The organism is Bacillus sp. B28 (assembly GCF_029536185.1).
GTDB classification, from domain to species: Bacteria; Bacillota; Bacilli; order Bacillales; family Bacillaceae; genus Bacillus; species Bacillus halotolerans.
In genome coordinates this window covers 635,412-650,745 of the sequence record NZ_CP120511.1, presented here as the reverse complement: position 1 = coordinate 650,745, position 15,334 = coordinate 635,412, and the positions used below count along the sequence as shown (strand labels likewise).

The 15,334-nt window shown below is 43.9% G+C and carries 14 protein-coding genes; 8 read left to right on the top strand and 6 right to left on the bottom strand.

The genetic code is table 11. The features are described from left to right. Position 1: 1 nt before the first annotated feature. The 3 genes from P3L57_RS03405 to mneS all read right to left on the bottom strand — a co-directional run bounded on the left by P3L57_RS03405 (position 2) and on the right by mneS (position 3,193). On the bottom strand, positions 2–1,198 hold the full coding sequence (locus P3L57_RS03405) for a DUF58 domain-containing protein (protein ID WP_069487671.1): 1,197 nt from the start codon (positions 1,196–1,198) through the stop codon (positions 2–4). Beyond that, complete coding sequence (locus tag P3L57_RS03400) at positions 1,198–2,160, bottom strand: AAA family ATPase (protein ID WP_069487670.1); 963 nt, start codon at positions 2,158–2,160, stop codon at positions 1,198–1,200. The genes P3L57_RS03405 and P3L57_RS03400 overlap by 1 nt, the downstream gene beginning before the upstream one ends. A 160-nt stretch (positions 2,161–2,320) precedes the next feature. Next, complete coding sequence (gene mneS / locus P3L57_RS03395) at positions 2,321–3,193, bottom strand: manganese transporter MneS (RefSeq protein ID WP_044152802.1); 873 nt, start codon at positions 3,191–3,193, stop codon at positions 2,321–2,323. Positions 3,194–3,605: 412 nt separating this feature from the next. Here mneS and gabP point away from each other — a divergent pair, with 412 nt between their 5' ends. The 6 genes from gabP to P3L57_RS03365 all read left to right on the top strand — a co-directional run bounded on the left by gabP (position 3,606) and on the right by P3L57_RS03365 (position 9,198). Next, complete coding sequence (gabP, locus tag P3L57_RS03390; RefSeq protein WP_069487669.1) at positions 3,606–5,015, top strand: GABA permease; 1,410 nt, start codon at positions 3,606–3,608, stop codon at positions 5,013–5,015. A gap of 86 nt (positions 5,016–5,101) precedes the next feature. After that, positions 5,102–6,643, top strand: coding sequence for an outer spore coat copper-dependent laccase CotA (cotA, locus tag P3L57_RS03385; RefSeq protein WP_044152805.1), 1,542 nt, complete (start codon positions 5,102–5,104; stop codon positions 6,641–6,643). Between the two features lie 104 nt (positions 6,644–6,747). Beyond that, entirely contained in the window at positions 6,748–7,734 is a 987-nt protein-coding gene (locus tag P3L57_RS03380) for a DUF4003 family protein (RefSeq protein WP_069487668.1), read from the top strand. 13 nt (positions 7,735–7,747) lie between these two features. Further along, positions 7,748–8,563: an alpha/beta fold hydrolase gene (locus P3L57_RS03375; RefSeq protein WP_069487667.1), complete on the top strand. Its 816-nt coding sequence runs from the start codon at positions 7,748–7,750 to the stop codon at positions 8,561–8,563. A gap of 82 nt (positions 8,564–8,645) precedes the next feature. Continuing rightward, entirely contained in the window at positions 8,646–8,855 is a 210-nt protein-coding gene (locus P3L57_RS03370; RefSeq protein WP_044152810.1) for a cold-shock protein, read from the top strand. A gap of 184 nt (positions 8,856–9,039) precedes the next feature. Then, a complete protein-coding gene (locus P3L57_RS03365; RefSeq protein ID WP_038954158.1) occupies positions 9,040–9,198 on the top strand; it encodes a hypothetical protein in 159 nt (52 codons plus the stop codon). Positions 9,199–9,229: 31 nt separating this feature from the next. Here P3L57_RS03365 and P3L57_RS03360 read toward each other — a convergent pair whose 3' ends face one another. Both P3L57_RS03360 and walM read right to left on the bottom strand, forming a co-directional pair. Beyond that, positions 9,230–10,276 carry a PD40 domain-containing protein gene (locus P3L57_RS03360; RefSeq protein ID WP_069487666.1) on the bottom strand — a complete coding sequence of 349 codons (1,047 nt, stop codon included), beginning with the start codon at positions 10,274–10,276 and terminating at the stop codon, positions 9,230–9,232. Positions 10,277–10,341: 65 nt separating this feature from the next. Next, the gene (gene walM, locus P3L57_RS03355) at positions 10,342–10,713 is read right to left on the bottom strand and encodes a cell wall metabolism protein WalM (RefSeq protein WP_081638245.1); all 372 of its coding nucleotides are present in this window, start codon (positions 10,711–10,713) and stop codon (positions 10,342–10,344) included. Positions 10,714–11,153: 440 nt separating this feature from the next. On the opposite strand from walM, the gene bdhA reads away from it, so the two are divergent. Continuing rightward, positions 11,154–12,194: a (R,R)-butanediol dehydrogenase gene (bdhA, locus tag P3L57_RS03350; RefSeq protein ID WP_044152816.1), complete on the top strand. Its 1,041-nt coding sequence runs from the start codon at positions 11,154–11,156 to the stop codon at positions 12,192–12,194. A gap of 49 nt (positions 12,195–12,243) precedes the next feature. Here bdhA and P3L57_RS03345 read toward each other — a convergent pair whose 3' ends face one another. Further along, entirely contained in the window at positions 12,244–13,665 is a 1,422-nt protein-coding gene (locus P3L57_RS03345) for a sugar porter family MFS transporter (protein ID WP_069487665.1), read from the bottom strand. Between the two features lie 639 nt (positions 13,666–14,304). On the opposite strand from P3L57_RS03345, the gene P3L57_RS03340 reads away from it, so the two are divergent. Further along, positions 14,305–15,300 (top strand): potassium channel family protein, encoded by a 996-nt coding sequence (locus P3L57_RS03340; RefSeq protein WP_069487664.1) that lies wholly within the window; start codon positions 14,305–14,307, stop codon positions 15,298–15,300. The last annotated feature ends 34 nt before the right edge of the window (positions 15,301–15,334 follow it).

The window sequence follows — 15,334 nt, the reverse complement described above, 5'->3', positions numbered from 1 at the left end:
TCTAAACAACACGCGAAGCTCGGCCGCCTCTCATGATTTGAACCCTGATTTGGTGTTTCAGCATGCGTTCGATCATCATATGCTCACCTTGGGAAAGATCGGCGTCTTTCTCTTTTGCCAGTATAATGGTAACCGGACCGATCCCTGCTTCTGACGTCTTCACCAAATCCTCCGTAATCTGTCCCGTGACAATCACTTTATCAGCCTGGCGAACAGACGGCTTCCCAAGCTCCTCACCCGCAAAACGGCTTACGCGGTCAGCAGCATCACAATCACAAACGGCTAAGTGATGGAGCATGTGTTTAAAATGCCGCTCTCCCTCCTGAATCGGAAAAATGGACCTTTCCTTTCCTACTGAAGCCAGACCTGCTCCTGCGCCATTTTTCAAAACAGAATGAAGAATCGAAGCTGTCACGGAAACGACCTCTTCGAATGCGTCAGAGCTAAAACGGTCCATCAGAAGAAACAGGTTTTTGTTTCTCGACGGTTCAAATTCCTTCGTCATCAGCTGGCTCCGTCTCGCCGAAGTCTTCCAGTCTAACGCCGCAAAACGGTCTCCCGGCTGATAGTTCCTTACACTCGCTGCGACAGAAGAGTGGTGCTGATGAACAGGTGATGCCCCGCTTACGCCATCTTCCTGATATCGCTCATTCAGCTGATACTGAAGAGGCTGAAAGAAAGGATAAACAAACACCGAATCGTCTGCCCCATAAAACGACGTTTTTTCAATCAGTCCGAGGACATCCCCGGTCCGCACCCTAATGGCATGAAAATGATGCTCTCCACGCAGTACCGGCGTTATTTGATATGACATCGTGATGCTCCGTTTGAACCATGGGAACACCAGCTGTTTGGCCAAAGCTTCATCTCCGTTTAATGGCTCTAACCCTGACGGCAGACAATCTTCAATCACCATATACATCAGGGGAAACGGCAGTTTTCTTTTAAGCGTAACCGAAGCTTCCAGCCTGTCTCCCGCATGCAATTGCGTTTTGACGATATGCCGCGACACCTGAAAGGAGCGGAGCGGGTACATCGCCAGCAGACCGGCGTATACAACAAAAGGGAGAAATGAATAAAACAAAAACCAGCTGACAAAGCCGCCCTGAAACATTGCATAAGAGAAAACAGCACCCGTCAATAACGTTAATACGAGCAGTTTCCACCCGTACATCAACCATTGAAATTTCTTTTTCATCAGCGGACCGACGACCTTTGAACCGGAACTTTCACGCCAGACATGATCTCCCGTATGATTGTTTCTGCCTGGATCCCTTCAAATTTTGCTTCCGGCTGCAGGAGCATCCGGTGCGGCAGCGTATAAGGGGCAAGATATTGAATATCATCCGGAATGACATAATCGCGGTCATGAAGCAGCGCAAATGCCTGGGCCGCTTTCATGAGAGCGATGGATCCGCGCGGACTGACGCCTAAGTGAACAGAGGCATGCTGTCTCGTCTTTTGCACGATTTCGACAATATATTCCTTCATGCTGTCATCAGCACGGACATCCTGCACTTCTCTCTGCAGGCGGATGAAATCTTCTCTTGAAATTACAGGCTCAAGTGTCTCAATCGGATGGCTTTTTTCCTGAAGAGATAAGACATCCAATTCCTCTTCAAAGGACGGATAGCCCATGCGAAGTTTAAATAAAAAACGGTCAAGCTGGGCTTCCGGCAAAGGATATGTCCCTTCATATTCCACAGGGTTTTGCGTTGCCATAACAAAAAATGGAGCGGCAAGCGGCATTGTGTTGCCATCTACCGTGACGCTTCCCTCTTCCATCGCTTCAAGCAAGGCAGACTGTGTCTTAGGGGATGTTCGGTTGATTTCGTCAGCCAGCACGATATTCCCCATAATCGGGCCCGGCCGGTATTGGAACTCCATTGTTTTCGCATTATAAATAGAAACACCCGTTACATCGGAGGGCAGCAAATCCGGTGTGAATTGAATTCGTTTAAAATCAGCGCCGATCGATTTCGCCAGAGCGCGAACCATCATCGTTTTCCCTACGCCCGGCACATCCTCAAGCAGCACATGTCCTTTGGCAAGAATAGCTGCTAAGCTGAGTTTTGCGATGTCCCGTTTTCCAACCATTACTTTATCGATATGTTCAACTGCTTTTCCCAGCAAAGGATGCAGGTCTTCTTGGTATGACATTCTCTTCCTCCTAGTCATCTACAAAAATCATCATATAGTAACCTAACTTTACCACAAAAAACGACCTGTATAAAAAAACGATTCTAGCAAATTACTGCCAATACATACAGGGCAATCAAACAAAAAAAGCCTCCCATGACAGGAAGCTCTCATTACCCAGTTATTTGTTTTGCAAAGGCTCCATATGAACATGCGAATAATCAATCGCATGCTCCTCCTTCATTCTCCGCTCAATTTCATTCGCAATATCATGGCTTTCTGTAATATTTAATTCTGATGACACTTCAATCACTACATCTACGTGCACAGAGCTGCCCAAATATCTCGCCTTGATGTCTTTTAACCGGCTGACACCGGAGATTTTTTCGATCGTCTGTTTATAATCGGACATGTCCTTTACGTCAAAGCCATCAGTCAATGAATGCGATGATTCCTTAAAAATATCCCATGCCGTTTTGCAAATGAGAAGGCCGATGACAAACGCAGTCACCGTATCAATCCATGCAAGATGGAATTGCGCGGCCAAAATACCGATAAACGTGCCGACACTGACGAATGCGTCCGATTTATTATCAGCCGCTGCCGCAAGCAGCGCTTGGCTGTTCACCTTTTTGGCAAGCCTTTTGTTGTACTGATAGACAATCAGCATCATGACTGCCCCGCCTGCAGCCGTCCAAGCCGCAATCATATCCGGTGTTTCTTCTTTCACAGAAAAAATAGATTCACCGGCGCTGAAAAGCACTTGCAGGCCGACAACCATCATAATAAACGATGCGATAAGTGATGCAATTGTTTCCGCCCGAAAGTGGCCGTATGGATGATCTTCGTCAGGAGGCTTTTGAGAGATGCGGAGACCGATCAGCACAGCAACAGAAGCAATAATGTCTGTTGTGTTATTTAGCCCGTCTGCCGTAAGAGCTTCCGAGTGAAATACATAACCGATGATCAGCTTAATCGCGGACAGCACAAGATACGCCGCAATACTGACCAGCGCCCCGGATTCTCCCTTTTTCAGTTCATCATATCTCTCCATAAAAAACCTCCTCTCCGCTCATGTTTTCTATCATTATGATACAAAGCTGAACCGCAGTGGGTCTATAGAAACATGATTCACTCACCACAGAAAAATAGTGACGATAGAACATTTTTTACTCAAGGCAACTTAGTTTCATTTGTAAAAAGTGTTTCAAATCCAATGATACCAATACTTCTAGCCATCGAACACTTTTTCAAACATATAGCAAATCAAAAAAACGGGTAATTGACGGAAAATTTTTTCTTTTATTTCGAACATATTCACTCCAAAAAACAGCAAACAAAACCCTACAAATTTGAAATAAACTGTTATATTTTCTGACATAAATTTTCGACAAAATGTATATTTATGTTACAGTTTCAATTATCATAATATTCAGTAACAACTTTAATTTTCAAGGAGGTAACATATGAACCAGTCTCAATCAGGATTAAAAAAAGAATTAAAGACCCGACATATGACGATGATTTCTATCGCCGGCGTCATCGGAGCCGGATTATTTGTTGGCAGCGGTTCAGTGATTCACTCGACCGGGCCCGGTGCCATTGTCTCTTATGCATTAGCCGGATTATTGGTCATCTTTATCATGCGAATGCTTGGTGAAATGTCGGCTGTAAATCCGACAAGCGGATCATTCTCCCAATACGCTCATGACGCTATCGGACCGTGGGCAGGATTTGCAATCGGCTGGCTCTACTGGTTTTTCTGGGTTATTGTTATCGCTATTGAAGCAATCGCGGGAGCAGGCATTATCCAATACTGGTTCCACGATATTCCGCTTTGGATGACGAGCTTAATTTTGACGATTTTACTCACACTGACAAACATCTACTCTGTTAAATCATTTGGTGAGTTTGAATATTGGTTCTCCCTCATTAAAGTTGTTACAATCATCGCATTCTTAATCGTTGGTTTTGCATTTATTTTTGGCTTCGCCCCAGGCAGTGATCCAGTCGGTTTCGCAAATATCACGGGCCAAGGCGGATTTTTCCCGGAAGGCATAGGCTCTGTATTGCTCGGAATTGTTGTCGTGATCTTCTCCTTTATGGGAACGGAAATTGTTGCGATTGCTGCCGGTGAAACATCAAACCCGGTCCAATCTGTAACCAAAGCGACCCGATCCGTTGTATGGCGCATCATTGTCTTTTACGTTGGTTCAATCGCCGTTGTCGTTGCGCTTCTGCCTTGGAACTCAGCGAATATTTTAGAAAGCCCTTTCGTCGCTGTTCTCGAACATATTGGAGTGCCGGCAGCCGCGCAAATTATGAACTTTATCGTCCTCACAGCTGTACTTTCTTGCCTGAATTCAGGTTTGTACACCACATCCAGAATGCTGTATTCACTTGCAGAAAGAAACGAAGCGCCGCGCCGCTTTATGAAACTGAGCAAAAAAGGAGTTCCCGTACAAGCAATTGTGGCAGGAACATTTTTCTCTTATATCGCGGTCGTAATGAATTACTTTTCACCTGACACCGTCTTTTTATTTTTAGTCAACTCATCAGGCGCAATCGCCCTGCTCGTTTATCTTGTTATCGCTGTTTCCCAGCTGAGAATGCGAAAAAGCCTCGAAAAAACAAACCCGGAAGCATTGAAGATCAAGATGTGGTTCTTCCCGTTCTTAACCTACCTGACCATTATTGCCATCTGCGGTATTTTAGTATCCATGGCATTTATTGAATCTATGAGAGATGAACTGCTGCTGACAGGCGTTATCACAGGCATTGTATTGCTTTCTTATCTTGTGTTCAGAAAACGCAAGGTGACTGAAAAAGCATCAGCCAAACCGGTCACTCAGCAGCAGCCCGATATCCTGCCTTAACGGCAGGATTTTTTTGTCACCTTCACGTCCTTAATGTCATTAACTATAGTACCAATTAGGGAATATTTAGATAAGGACAGATGAAAATGACACTTGAAAAATTTGCGGATGCTCTCCCAATCCCAGATACACTAAAGCCGGTACAGCAGTCAAAAGAAAGCACATACTACGAAGTAACCATGGAGGAATGCTATCATCAGCTTCACCGCGATCTCCCTCCAACCCGTCTGTGGGGCTATAACGGTTTATTCCCCGGTCCCACCATTAAGGCCAAAAGAAATGAAAACGTTTATGTGAAGTGGATGAATAACCTACCTTCAGAGCACTTTCTCCCGATTGATCACACCATTCATCACAGTGACAGCCAGCATGCCGAACCCGAAGTAAAAACCGTCGTTCATTTACACGGCGGCGTCACTCCAGATGACAGCGACGGTTATCCTGAGGCCTGGTTTTCTAAAGACTTTGAACAAACAGGCCCTTATTTTAAACGAGAGGTTTACCATTATCCGAATCAGCAGCGCGGAGCTATTTTATGGTATCACGATCATGCCATGGCGCTCACGAGGCTGAATGTGTATGCCGGGCTCATCGGTGCTTATATCATCCATGAACCAAAGGAAAAACGCCTGAAGCTCCCATCAGGTGAATACGATGTGCCGCTTTTGATCACAGACCGTACGATTAATGCTGATGGCTCTTTATTTTATCCGAGCGGACCGGAAAACCCTTCACCGTCACTGCCTAATCCGTCAATCGTTCCAGCCTTTTGCGGAGATACAATTCTCGTCAACGGGAAGGTATGGCCATACATGGAGGTCGAACCGAGAAAATACCGTTTCCGCGTCATCAATGCCTCTAATACGAGAACATATAACCTGTCACTTGATAATGGCGGAGAATTTATCCAGATCGGTTCTGATGGCGGACTTTTGCCGCGCTCCGTCAAGCTAAACTCCTTCAGCATTGCGCCGGCTGAACGCTTTGATATTCTCATTGACTTCGCCGCGTTTGAAGGACAATCGATCATTTTAGCAAACAGCGAGGGCTGCGGCGGTGACGTTAATCCAGAAACAGACGCAAACATCATGCAATTCAGAGTCACAAAACCGTTAGCCCAAAAAGACGAGAGCAGAAAACCAAAATACCTGGCATCTTACCCTTCGGTACAGCACGAAAGAATACAAAACCTCCGAACATTGAAGCTGGCGGGCACTCAAGACCAATACGGCAGACCCGTCCTTCTTCTTAACAACAAACGCTGGCACGATCCTGTCACTGAAGCACCGAAAGCCGGTTCTACCGAAATATGGTCGATCATCAATCCGACTCGCGGAACACATCCGATCCATCTTCATTTGGTCTCCTTCCGTGTATTGGACCGGCGCCCATTTGATACAGCCCGTTTTGAAGAGCGCGGAGAACTGGCCTACACCGGACCCGCCGTTCCGCCGCCACCAAGTGAAAAAGGCTGGAAAGACACGGTTCAGTCCCACGCCGGTGAAGTCCTGAGAATCGCCGTAACATTCGGGCCGTACACTGGGCGGTACGTATGGCATTGCCACATTCTTGAGCATGAAGACTATGACATGATGAGACCGATGGATATAATTGACCCCCATAAATAAGTCCCATAAAACTTGCCTGCTGCAGGCAGGTTTTTTTATCTATGAAACTTTTTTCTTCCATAAATCGTATAACTTAGAAACAGCGAAGAAAGGAGCGGCTTTTTATGCTGACAAACGATCTCAAAGATAAAACAAATCAATATATTTCAATTTATGACGAATTAAAATCAAAATTAAGGTGGAAAGTTGCTCATAATCAGATATTAATGCTCATCTCCTCTGCATATATTGTGAATAAAAGAGATTTTGATTTTCAGCGCTTTTATGATTTAAGCAGCTATATAAAATCAAACATCGGCAGCTTCTCAACACTCAATTCTCACCACCGCTTTACTGTCGCTTCAATTCTGGATATTCATTTTCAGCATGAGGCGAAGCAAGCGTTTCTTCCTTTCATCGATGTATACAGCCAAATGGTGAAGCTTGGATATAAACGGGATATTTTCACGTACCTTTCCGCTCTGATCATGCTCACCGGCAAGACCGAAACGATAAACCAAAGAGAACAGATGAACATGGGGCTCTCTGTTTATCAGCAGATGAAGAAAAATCACTATTTCCTCACTTCAACTCAAAATGTTCCGCTTGCCGTATTGCTTGCCCAAAACGGAAATGGTTTGCGGGCGCTGAACAAGGCAGAAACATGCTATCAGCTGCTGTCCGCTAACGGCTTTAAAAAAGGCCAATACTTACAACACGTCAGCCATATTCTTGCCCTGCAAAGTGAAAAAGACCCTGAAACCCTTGTTTCCCAATGCAAACTGATCTTTCAATCCATTACTGAATCTCATAAAAAGCCAAAAGATTTTCATTATCCCGATCTCGCCCTTCTCACATTCTTGGAAGAGCCGGACATCAAAACCGTTTTAGGCATCACTCATGAGCTGAACCAAGAAAAAGCATTTAAATGGGAAAAGGATATGAACTTCAAAATTGCTGTCAGCTTATATCTCAGCGAGTATATGGAGAAAGATCTGCTGATGGAATCAGGCCTATACACAGCAATTGAAACGGCCATCCAAGCACAGCAGGCAGCTGCAACAGCTGTGATCATCAGTTCATCAGCCATTCATTCACATGACGGAAACTAAAGGAGGAGAAAACATGCCATATATCACATTAGAAGATCAGACCCGCCTATACTACGAAACTCACGGGAGCGGGACACCCATCCTATTTATACACGGCGTGCTTATGAGCGGACAATTTTTCCACAAACAACTTTCAGCGCTATCTGCCAATTATCAATGTATTCGCCTTGATCTTAGAGGGCACGGCGAATCCGACAAAGTTCTTCATGGACACACCATTTCCCAATACGCCCGTGATATCAAGGAATTTATGTGCGCGATGGAGCTTGATCCTGCCGTCCTTGTTGGCTGGTCAATGGGCGCTTTCGTGGTATGGGATTATATCAATCAATTTGGGAATGATAACATACGAGCCTCTGTTATCGTCGATCAATCGGCTTCCGACTACCAATGGGACGGCTGGGGACACGGCCCGTTTGACTTTGACGGCTTGAAAACAGCGATGCACGCTATTCAAACTGAGCCGCTTCCATTCTACAAAAGCTTCATCAATAATATGTTCGCAGAGCCGCCAGCATCAATAGAAACAGAATGGATGCTTGCCGAAATTTTGAAACAGCCGGCAGCCATTTCAAGCACGATTTTATTTAATCAAACGGCAGCTGATTATCGCGAGACCATGCAAAACGTTCATGTTCCGACATTGTTATGCTTCGGAGAAGACCGCAAATTTTTCTCAATAGAAGCCGGAGAACACCTGCGTGAACATATTTCAAACGCAAAGCTCGTTACATTTTCTAAGAGCAGCCATTGTCCGTTTTTAGAAGAACCGGATGCTTTTAACAGCACGCTTCTGTCCTTTTTAGATGAGCAGATTGGAAAGTCATAAAGAAAAAGGAATTAGGAGATTAGGGCAAAGTATGAGACAATAAGAAATGTGCAGTAAAATACATGAGGGAAGAAGTGACTTTATGTCTTACTATAACAAACGAAATCAAGAACCGCTGCCAAAGGAAGATGTGAGTACTTGGGAATGCACAAAAGAAGACTGCAACGGCTGGACCAGAAAAAACTTCGCCAGCAGTGACACGCCATTGTGCCCTTTGTGCGGAAGTAAAATGGTCGACGGCACCCGTTCATTAGTGAATCTCCAAAACAACAGCCAAACGAAAACAAGTTAGCTCTTCCCTTTTTTAAAAGCAGTCTCTATCAGCAAACAATCCTCGATCAGAGATACAAATTTTATATCCAATAGCACGGCCTCTCGATTTGACGAGAGGCCGAGATAATGAAGCCCAAAACTGTAAACGTTTCGGGCTTTTTTACTTTCTGTTATGGTATAATATGGATATGAGGGGTGATGATGTGATCAAAAACCAACAGCAGGCTGACCTGAAGAAACGAGCTTCAGTCAAAAAGTTGAACTTGGCTATAAACTCATGTGCGGAACTTATGAATTGGTCCATACCGATCATTCGTTTCTTTAAATGGCTCGGATCATTTGCCCTGCACCTCGTCCATTAAAAAATCACTCAGCATTTGCTGAGTGATTTTTTCAGTTAATGACAGAAAAGCTGTTGATGATGCCATTTGGATTTTCCCATACTTTTTTGAACGTCTTCGTATCAAGGTCATAAGAATAAATTGTCCGAACCTTGGCTTCACGCCCAGTTTCGTCCTTCAGCTTTTTAGCCCCTTTGGCTTCGGCAAGGAAATAAATCTTCTTTCCGTCCTTGGAGAACTGCGGCTGCGCGTCAATTAACAGCTTAAATGTTTTCTGATTTGAAATGATTTTTTTATAGGTTTTCGTGTCTGCATTCAGCATTTGAATAGTAGCCGTTTGCTCCGTGCCTTTTTGTGTATATGACGTAAACAGAATACGTTTATCGTCATCAGAAACAGCAATATCACTGATAAACTGCTCCAGGCTCTTAAGCTCATGAAGGCCGCTTTCATGACCGGCCGAAAAGTGAATCTTTGTCGGCTCAGGATCGATTCCCTTCTCATTGGCTTCATCCGTTTTTTTGTAATCTTCTTCTACAGAATAATGAAGCAATGCAAATGAATCTGTTTTTTGGTTATAAAAGAAGCTGCTGACGCTGTCATCCTGGTCATTAGCGGCAGGATACAGGTTTTTGTACTTCTTCGTTTTCAAATCAAAGGATGCGATACGAAAATTGCTTTCGTCCGCTTTCCCTAAACGAAAATAGATTTTTGAGTGATCCTTTGATAAAAACAAGCTGTCCGCGCTTTCCGGACCTTTATAAAGCATAGTTTTCTTATCAGACTTAAGGTCAAGCTTAAAAAGCCTCATCTCATTTTGATCGTTATTGCTTGTATAATAGAGCGCCTGCTGTTCTTTGTCCAAGGCAAATGCCGGATAGCTGGTCAGCTTCGCCTCGTGGATCACCTTTTCATTTTCATAATACTTCGTCAGAAGATCGGTATCGGTAATCGAAACCAGAAGCTTCTCACTGTTCTCCGTGTTCACGGAAACATCGGCGGCACTCTCACTGACTTTATCTTTAAAAGAATAAAACATAAAACCCCCAGCTGCCGCCAAAACAACGACGATTGCCAATAAAACGATTCCTTTTTTCATCTCTTATCTCCACCAATAGAAAAAGCAAGAATGCGACTTCTTGCTTTACAGATTTAAACTATGTATTAATAGCTGTAATGTCCCGCTACTTTTCCTTTGCTTAATGGATATCCCAGCGCTTTAAACGCTTTAGGGCTTACATCCAGCACTGCATGAGGCATTCTGCCAACATCATTTTTATAAACCGTAATCACCTTTTTAGGCTTCGCTTTAGCATAAGCTCTGATTTTTGTCCCATTTCTAGGTACGTCAAATCCGATCTTTGTCGCACAGTCCCAATGTCCAAGTTTTTTACCTGAAGAGCCTTTTTTCCCAACTCCGTTATACCAAGTAATATTTCCGTTCACATGTTTTGCACTGGCATCTGCCGAAAAACTGAAAGCTCCCAAAGTACTTCCTACTAAGATAAAAGCGGCTAAAATGACTTTCTTCAACATTTCGTCCCCCTGTTTGTTAACATCTAGGAAAAATTATACACGATCAACCAGGGATTTTTTATTTCAATATCCTTACAGTAATGTTACAAAGTCGAAAAAATCCCCTCTGCTAAAATAAACCATGGAAGATTATCCTATTATAATTACAGCATTAGCGTTATAATTGTTGATAGAGTAGTTGTCGCATTCAATATGAACGAACCATTACCGTATTGTTCAAGCCAAATTCATAGTTATGTAAACCAATCATACTCTCTCATCATAAAGAAAAAAGAGTGTGCGAGACTCTTTTTTCTTCAAAGTTTCTTATTTCAAAAAACGTAGATTATATTATATATAAGTTTTATCTTTTTTTGGTTTTAAAAAATGGCGATTTTGTGAACAGTTCATATTGATCGGTGCGGAATTACTCATATCAAAAGATATAGGAGTGGTAATCCATGAAGGCAGCTAGATGGCATAACCAAAAGGATATCCGTATTGAAAATATTGAAGAGCCAAAAGCGGAACCGGGAAAAGTCAAAATCAAAGTCAAATGGTGCGGCATCTGCGGCAGTGATTTACACGAGTATTTAGGAGGCCCGATCTTTATCCCGGTGGACAAACCCCACCCTTTAACAAAAGAAACAGCACCTGTCACAATGGGGCATGAATTCTCCGGTGAAGTTGTTGAAGTCGGGGAAGGCGTTGAAAACTATAAAGTCGGAGACCGAGTCGTTGTGGAACCGATTTTTGCAACACACGGACATCAGGGTGCGTACAACCTTGATGAACAAATGGGATTCCTCGGCTTAGCCGGAGGCGGCGGCGGATTCTCTGAATACGTTTCTGTAGATGAAGAGCTGTTATTCAAACTTCCTGAGGAATTATCATATGAACAAGGCGCACTCGTTGAACCTTCTGCAGTCGCTTTATACGCTGTCCGCTCAAGCAAAATCAAAGCCGGTGACAAAGCGGCTGTATTCGGCTGCGGCCCGATCGGACTTCTTGTTATTGAAGCACTGAAAGCTGCCGGTGCTACTGATATTTATGCTGTTGAGCTCTCACCTGAGCGCCAGCAAAAAGCTGAGGAGCTCGGCGCCATTATCGTGGATCCGTCCAAAACAGACGATGTAGTGGCACATATCACAGACCTTACAGGAGGCGGCGTTGACGTAGCCTTTGAAGTAACCGGGGTTCCAGTCGTTTTACGCCAAGCGATCCAATCTACAACAATTGCCGGTGAGACAGTAATCGTCAGCATCTGGGAAAAAGGCGCTGAAATTCATCCGAACGATATCGTAATCAAAGAGCGTACAGTGAAAGGAATCATCGGGTACCGTGACGTATTCCCAGCTGTATTGTCATTAATGAAAGAAGGTTATTTCTCAGCCGATAAACTCGTTACGAAAAAGATCGTCTTAGACGATTTAATCGAAGAAGGCTTCGGAGCTCTGATCAAAGAGAAAAACCAAGTGAAAATCCTTGTCAGACCAAACTAAACATACAAAAAAAGAATCCGCATTCAAGTGCGGATTCTTTTTATTCCACTTAGCCAATCACTTCAGCGCCAGCCTTTTCTTTCGCCTCACTGCGATCATGAGCACGGAAGCTTTCCTCAAGCTGCTCAAGCGAAAGACCTTTTGTTTCCGGTAAAAACTTGTTCACAAACAGAATCGAGCAAATCCCCAGCGCAACGAAGATGAAGAACGTTGTTGATAACCCAATGCCTGCCATCAAAATAGGGAAAGTCAGACTGACTGCGAAATTGACCATCCACAAGCAGAATACCGTAACACCCATTCCCAGACCGCGAAGGCGCAGCGGGAAAATTTCTGAAAGCATCAGCCATGTCACTGGTGAAATCGCACCCTGCTGAAACGCCAGGAACGAAACCGTTAATGACAAAACCACATATGGAAGCGCAGGCGATCCTTCCAGCACAAGTGAAAATATCCCGATCAGCAGCAATGCCGTTGTCGTTCCGATCAGCCCTGTAATCAGCATCGGCCGGCGACCGACTTTACCGAGCAGCCAAATTCCGACGAACGTGGCAAGGACGGAGATCACACCATTGGCAATATTCCCGATCAGCGCTGCTTCCGTTTGGAATCCGGAATCTCTTAAAATTTCAGTGCCGTAATACATGATGGAGTTTACACCCGTAATTTGCTGTACAATTGCAATTCCGATTCCTATAAATACAATCCGGCGCACCCATGGCACTGCAAGATCTTTAAACGTAGCTTTCTCAAGTTTATCCTCTCTTTTGAAAGCGGATTCAATTTCAGTCAGCTCAGAAGCAGCGCGTTTTTCGTCCCTGATTTTCTTCAAAACCCCTAAAGCATCTTCATTCCTTCCTTTTGAAACAAGCCAGCGAGGACTCTCAGGCATTCTGATCATTCCAAAGAACAGGAATACGGCCGGAAGAGACGCTATCACGAGCATAAATCTCCATACATTGGAGCTGTCTCCCATTGTCGTCCCGAGGATGGCATTAAAAACAAAGGCCAATAGCTGTCCGGATACAATCATTAATTCATTCTGGGTCACCATCCGTCCTCTGCTTTCCACAGGTGACATTTCCGCTAAATAAGCAGGCACCGTCACGGATGCGCCCCCGACGGCAATTCCAAGCACAAAACGGGAGATGATCATGATTGTTACGTTTGGAGCCAGTGTACACCCAATCGTTGAGATAAAAAATATAATGGCGAGGAAAAGAATATTTTTACGGCGTCCGTTAAAATCAGACATTCTTCCGCCAAGCACAGCTCCAAGTGCAGCTCCAAAAAGAAGAGAACTGGTGACGAGCCCCTCTGTGAAAGCATTGAGATTAAGCTGATCAGGCTCACCCATATATGGTAAAGCTCCATTTAATACCCCGGTATCATAACCGAAGAGAAGCCCGCCGAAAGTCGAAACTAAAATAATTGTGCGTAAAAATGACATTTGACTGCCTTTTGTATTCATACCGTTTCCCCCAGTCTTTTTCAAAATCGATCACTGCGTATTTCAAAAACGTATTCTAGGGCTGCCGCCTTCCTCAAATGCCATGAGCAGGCCGCAGAAAAAAGTTCAAAATGTCTTTTTTCACTGGCTTCATAACCTTCCCTTCTTTTCAGCATGTGTTGAAGACAAATAACTTGGAAGCGATTTCATTTTTTCACCAAACAACAATGGGTATATTTTTGATGTCTGACTTGATGAATTGTCATCTTATAATCACTTTGTAGTGTTGTTATAGTAATATCATAGTGATATATTTGTCACTTCTGATATTATCATAATTTCAAAAACGCTTTCAGTCAATATAAATTTCTGAAAATTCCTTATCTTTATGCCAGTAAAATGACCAATTCAAGGGGAAATTGAACTTTTTTCATGCCAGAAATGTGGAATCAGTATGTATTATCTGTGAATTTCTGTTTCATTTCTGTCTTCATCAAAATGGGTAAGTGTTGGGTAACTTCCCCTATACATTTCTTCTCTGCATGATTCGCTTCTCAAACATTCAAATGATTGTTTCAGATTCAAGACAAAAGGAAATAGAAGAGGAAAATAAAGATGGCTAAATGGCTGGCTCTAATTGAATAAGAGGAGGCAATAAAATTGAATGAGATGTATATCATTGCAGGAATTTTATTGTTGGCAGCGGGGATAATTGATTTTATATGGACAACATTATGGCTTGAGAGCGGAGCCGGTCCGATCACAAGATGTTTATCTGCATGGCTGTGGAAAGGCTTCCGTAAGATCAGCGGAGATCACGCAAAGGTTCTCAGTACGGCAGGGCCGCTGCTGTTATGCATGACATTATTGGTGTGGATCGGTTTATTTTGGAGCGGTTGGACGTTTATCTTCTCAAGTGACCCTCATTCTCTTGTAGTTACTCAGAGTAAAGAACCAGCCTCCTGGTCAGATCGAGCTTATTTTTCTGGATATGTGATGTTTACATTAGGAAATGGCGACCTTACACCGAACGGAGCCCTTTGGAAGCTTGTGACAGTCGGTGCTACAGCTGAAGGTCTGCTTACAATTACTTTTTCTGTCACGTATTTAATTTCTGTCTTGAGCGCAGTTAATCAAAAGCGCTCATTCGCCCAGAGTGTACTGAGTCTTGGGCATAACGGAACAGAGATTGTCCAAACTGCGTGGAACGGGAGACATTTTCACGACATGGATCTGCTTCTCGCTACATTTTCTTCAGAGCTGGGAAAGCTGACCGCTCAGCATAACGCCTTCCCCATTCTTCATTTTTACCATAGCACACAGCGTGAGGAATCTTCCGTGATTGCAGTCACTGTATTGGATGAAGCGTTAACCATTTTGACATATGGCATTCCAAAGCAGTACCTTCCGAATCAGCTGCACATAAAAGAAGCGCGCTCAAGTGTCAAAAACTACTTAGACACCGTTCATACAGCATATATCCATCCGGCTGAACAAGAACCGCCGGAGCCCAGCCTCTTGAAGCTAAGGGATTGCGGCATCCCAACCCTATCGGAGCAAACATTTCGAACAGCGGTCAAATCTTTAAAAGAACGGCGGCAATTGCTTTTGGGCATTGTTCAAGCGGGTGCGCGTAAGTGGCCTGCACAAGAGTAAGGGGTAAAAAAGAGGATGCCTCCCAAAAGTCCAA

Bases quoted from the DNA above. Each gene is read 5' to 3' on its own strand.
- P3L57_RS03375 (WP_069487667.1), top strand. From the start codon at position 7,748: ATGCCATATATCACATTAGAAGATCAGACCCGCCTATACTACGAAACT.
- P3L57_RS03360 (WP_069487666.1), bottom strand. From the start codon at position 10,276: ATGAAAAAAGGAATCGTTTTATTGGCAATCGTCGTTGTTTTGGCGGCA.
- mneS (WP_044152802.1), bottom strand. From the start codon at position 3,193: ATGGAGAGATATGATGAACTGAAAAAGGGAGAATCCGGGGCGCTGGTC.
- cotA (WP_044152805.1), top strand. From the start codon at position 5,102: ATGACACTTGAAAAATTTGCGGATGCTCTCCCAATCCCAGATACACTA.
- P3L57_RS03370 (WP_044152810.1), top strand. From the start codon at position 8,646: ATGTCTTACTATAACAAACGAAATCAAGAACCGCTGCCAAAGGAAGAT.
- gabP (WP_069487669.1), top strand. From the start codon at position 3,606: ATGAACCAGTCTCAATCAGGATTAAAAAAAGAATTAAAGACCCGACAT.
- P3L57_RS03380 (WP_069487668.1), top strand. From the start codon at position 6,748: ATGCTGACAAACGATCTCAAAGATAAAACAAATCAATATATTTCAATT.
- P3L57_RS03345 (WP_069487665.1), bottom strand. From the start codon at position 13,665: ATGAATACAAAAGGCAGTCAAATGTCATTTTTACGCACAATTATTTTA.
- P3L57_RS03400 (WP_069487670.1), bottom strand. From the start codon at position 2,160: ATGTCATACCAAGAAGACCTGCATCCTTTGCTGGGAAAAGCAGTTGAA.
- bdhA (WP_044152816.1), top strand. From the start codon at position 11,154: ATGAAGGCAGCTAGATGGCATAACCAAAAGGATATCCGTATTGAAAAT.
- P3L57_RS03405 (WP_069487671.1), bottom strand. From the start codon at position 1,198: ATGAAAAAGAAATTTCAATGGTTGATGTACGGGTGGAAACTGCTCGTA.
- walM (WP_081638245.1), bottom strand. From the start codon at position 10,713: ATGTTGAAGAAAGTCATTTTAGCCGCTTTTATCTTAGTAGGAAGTACT.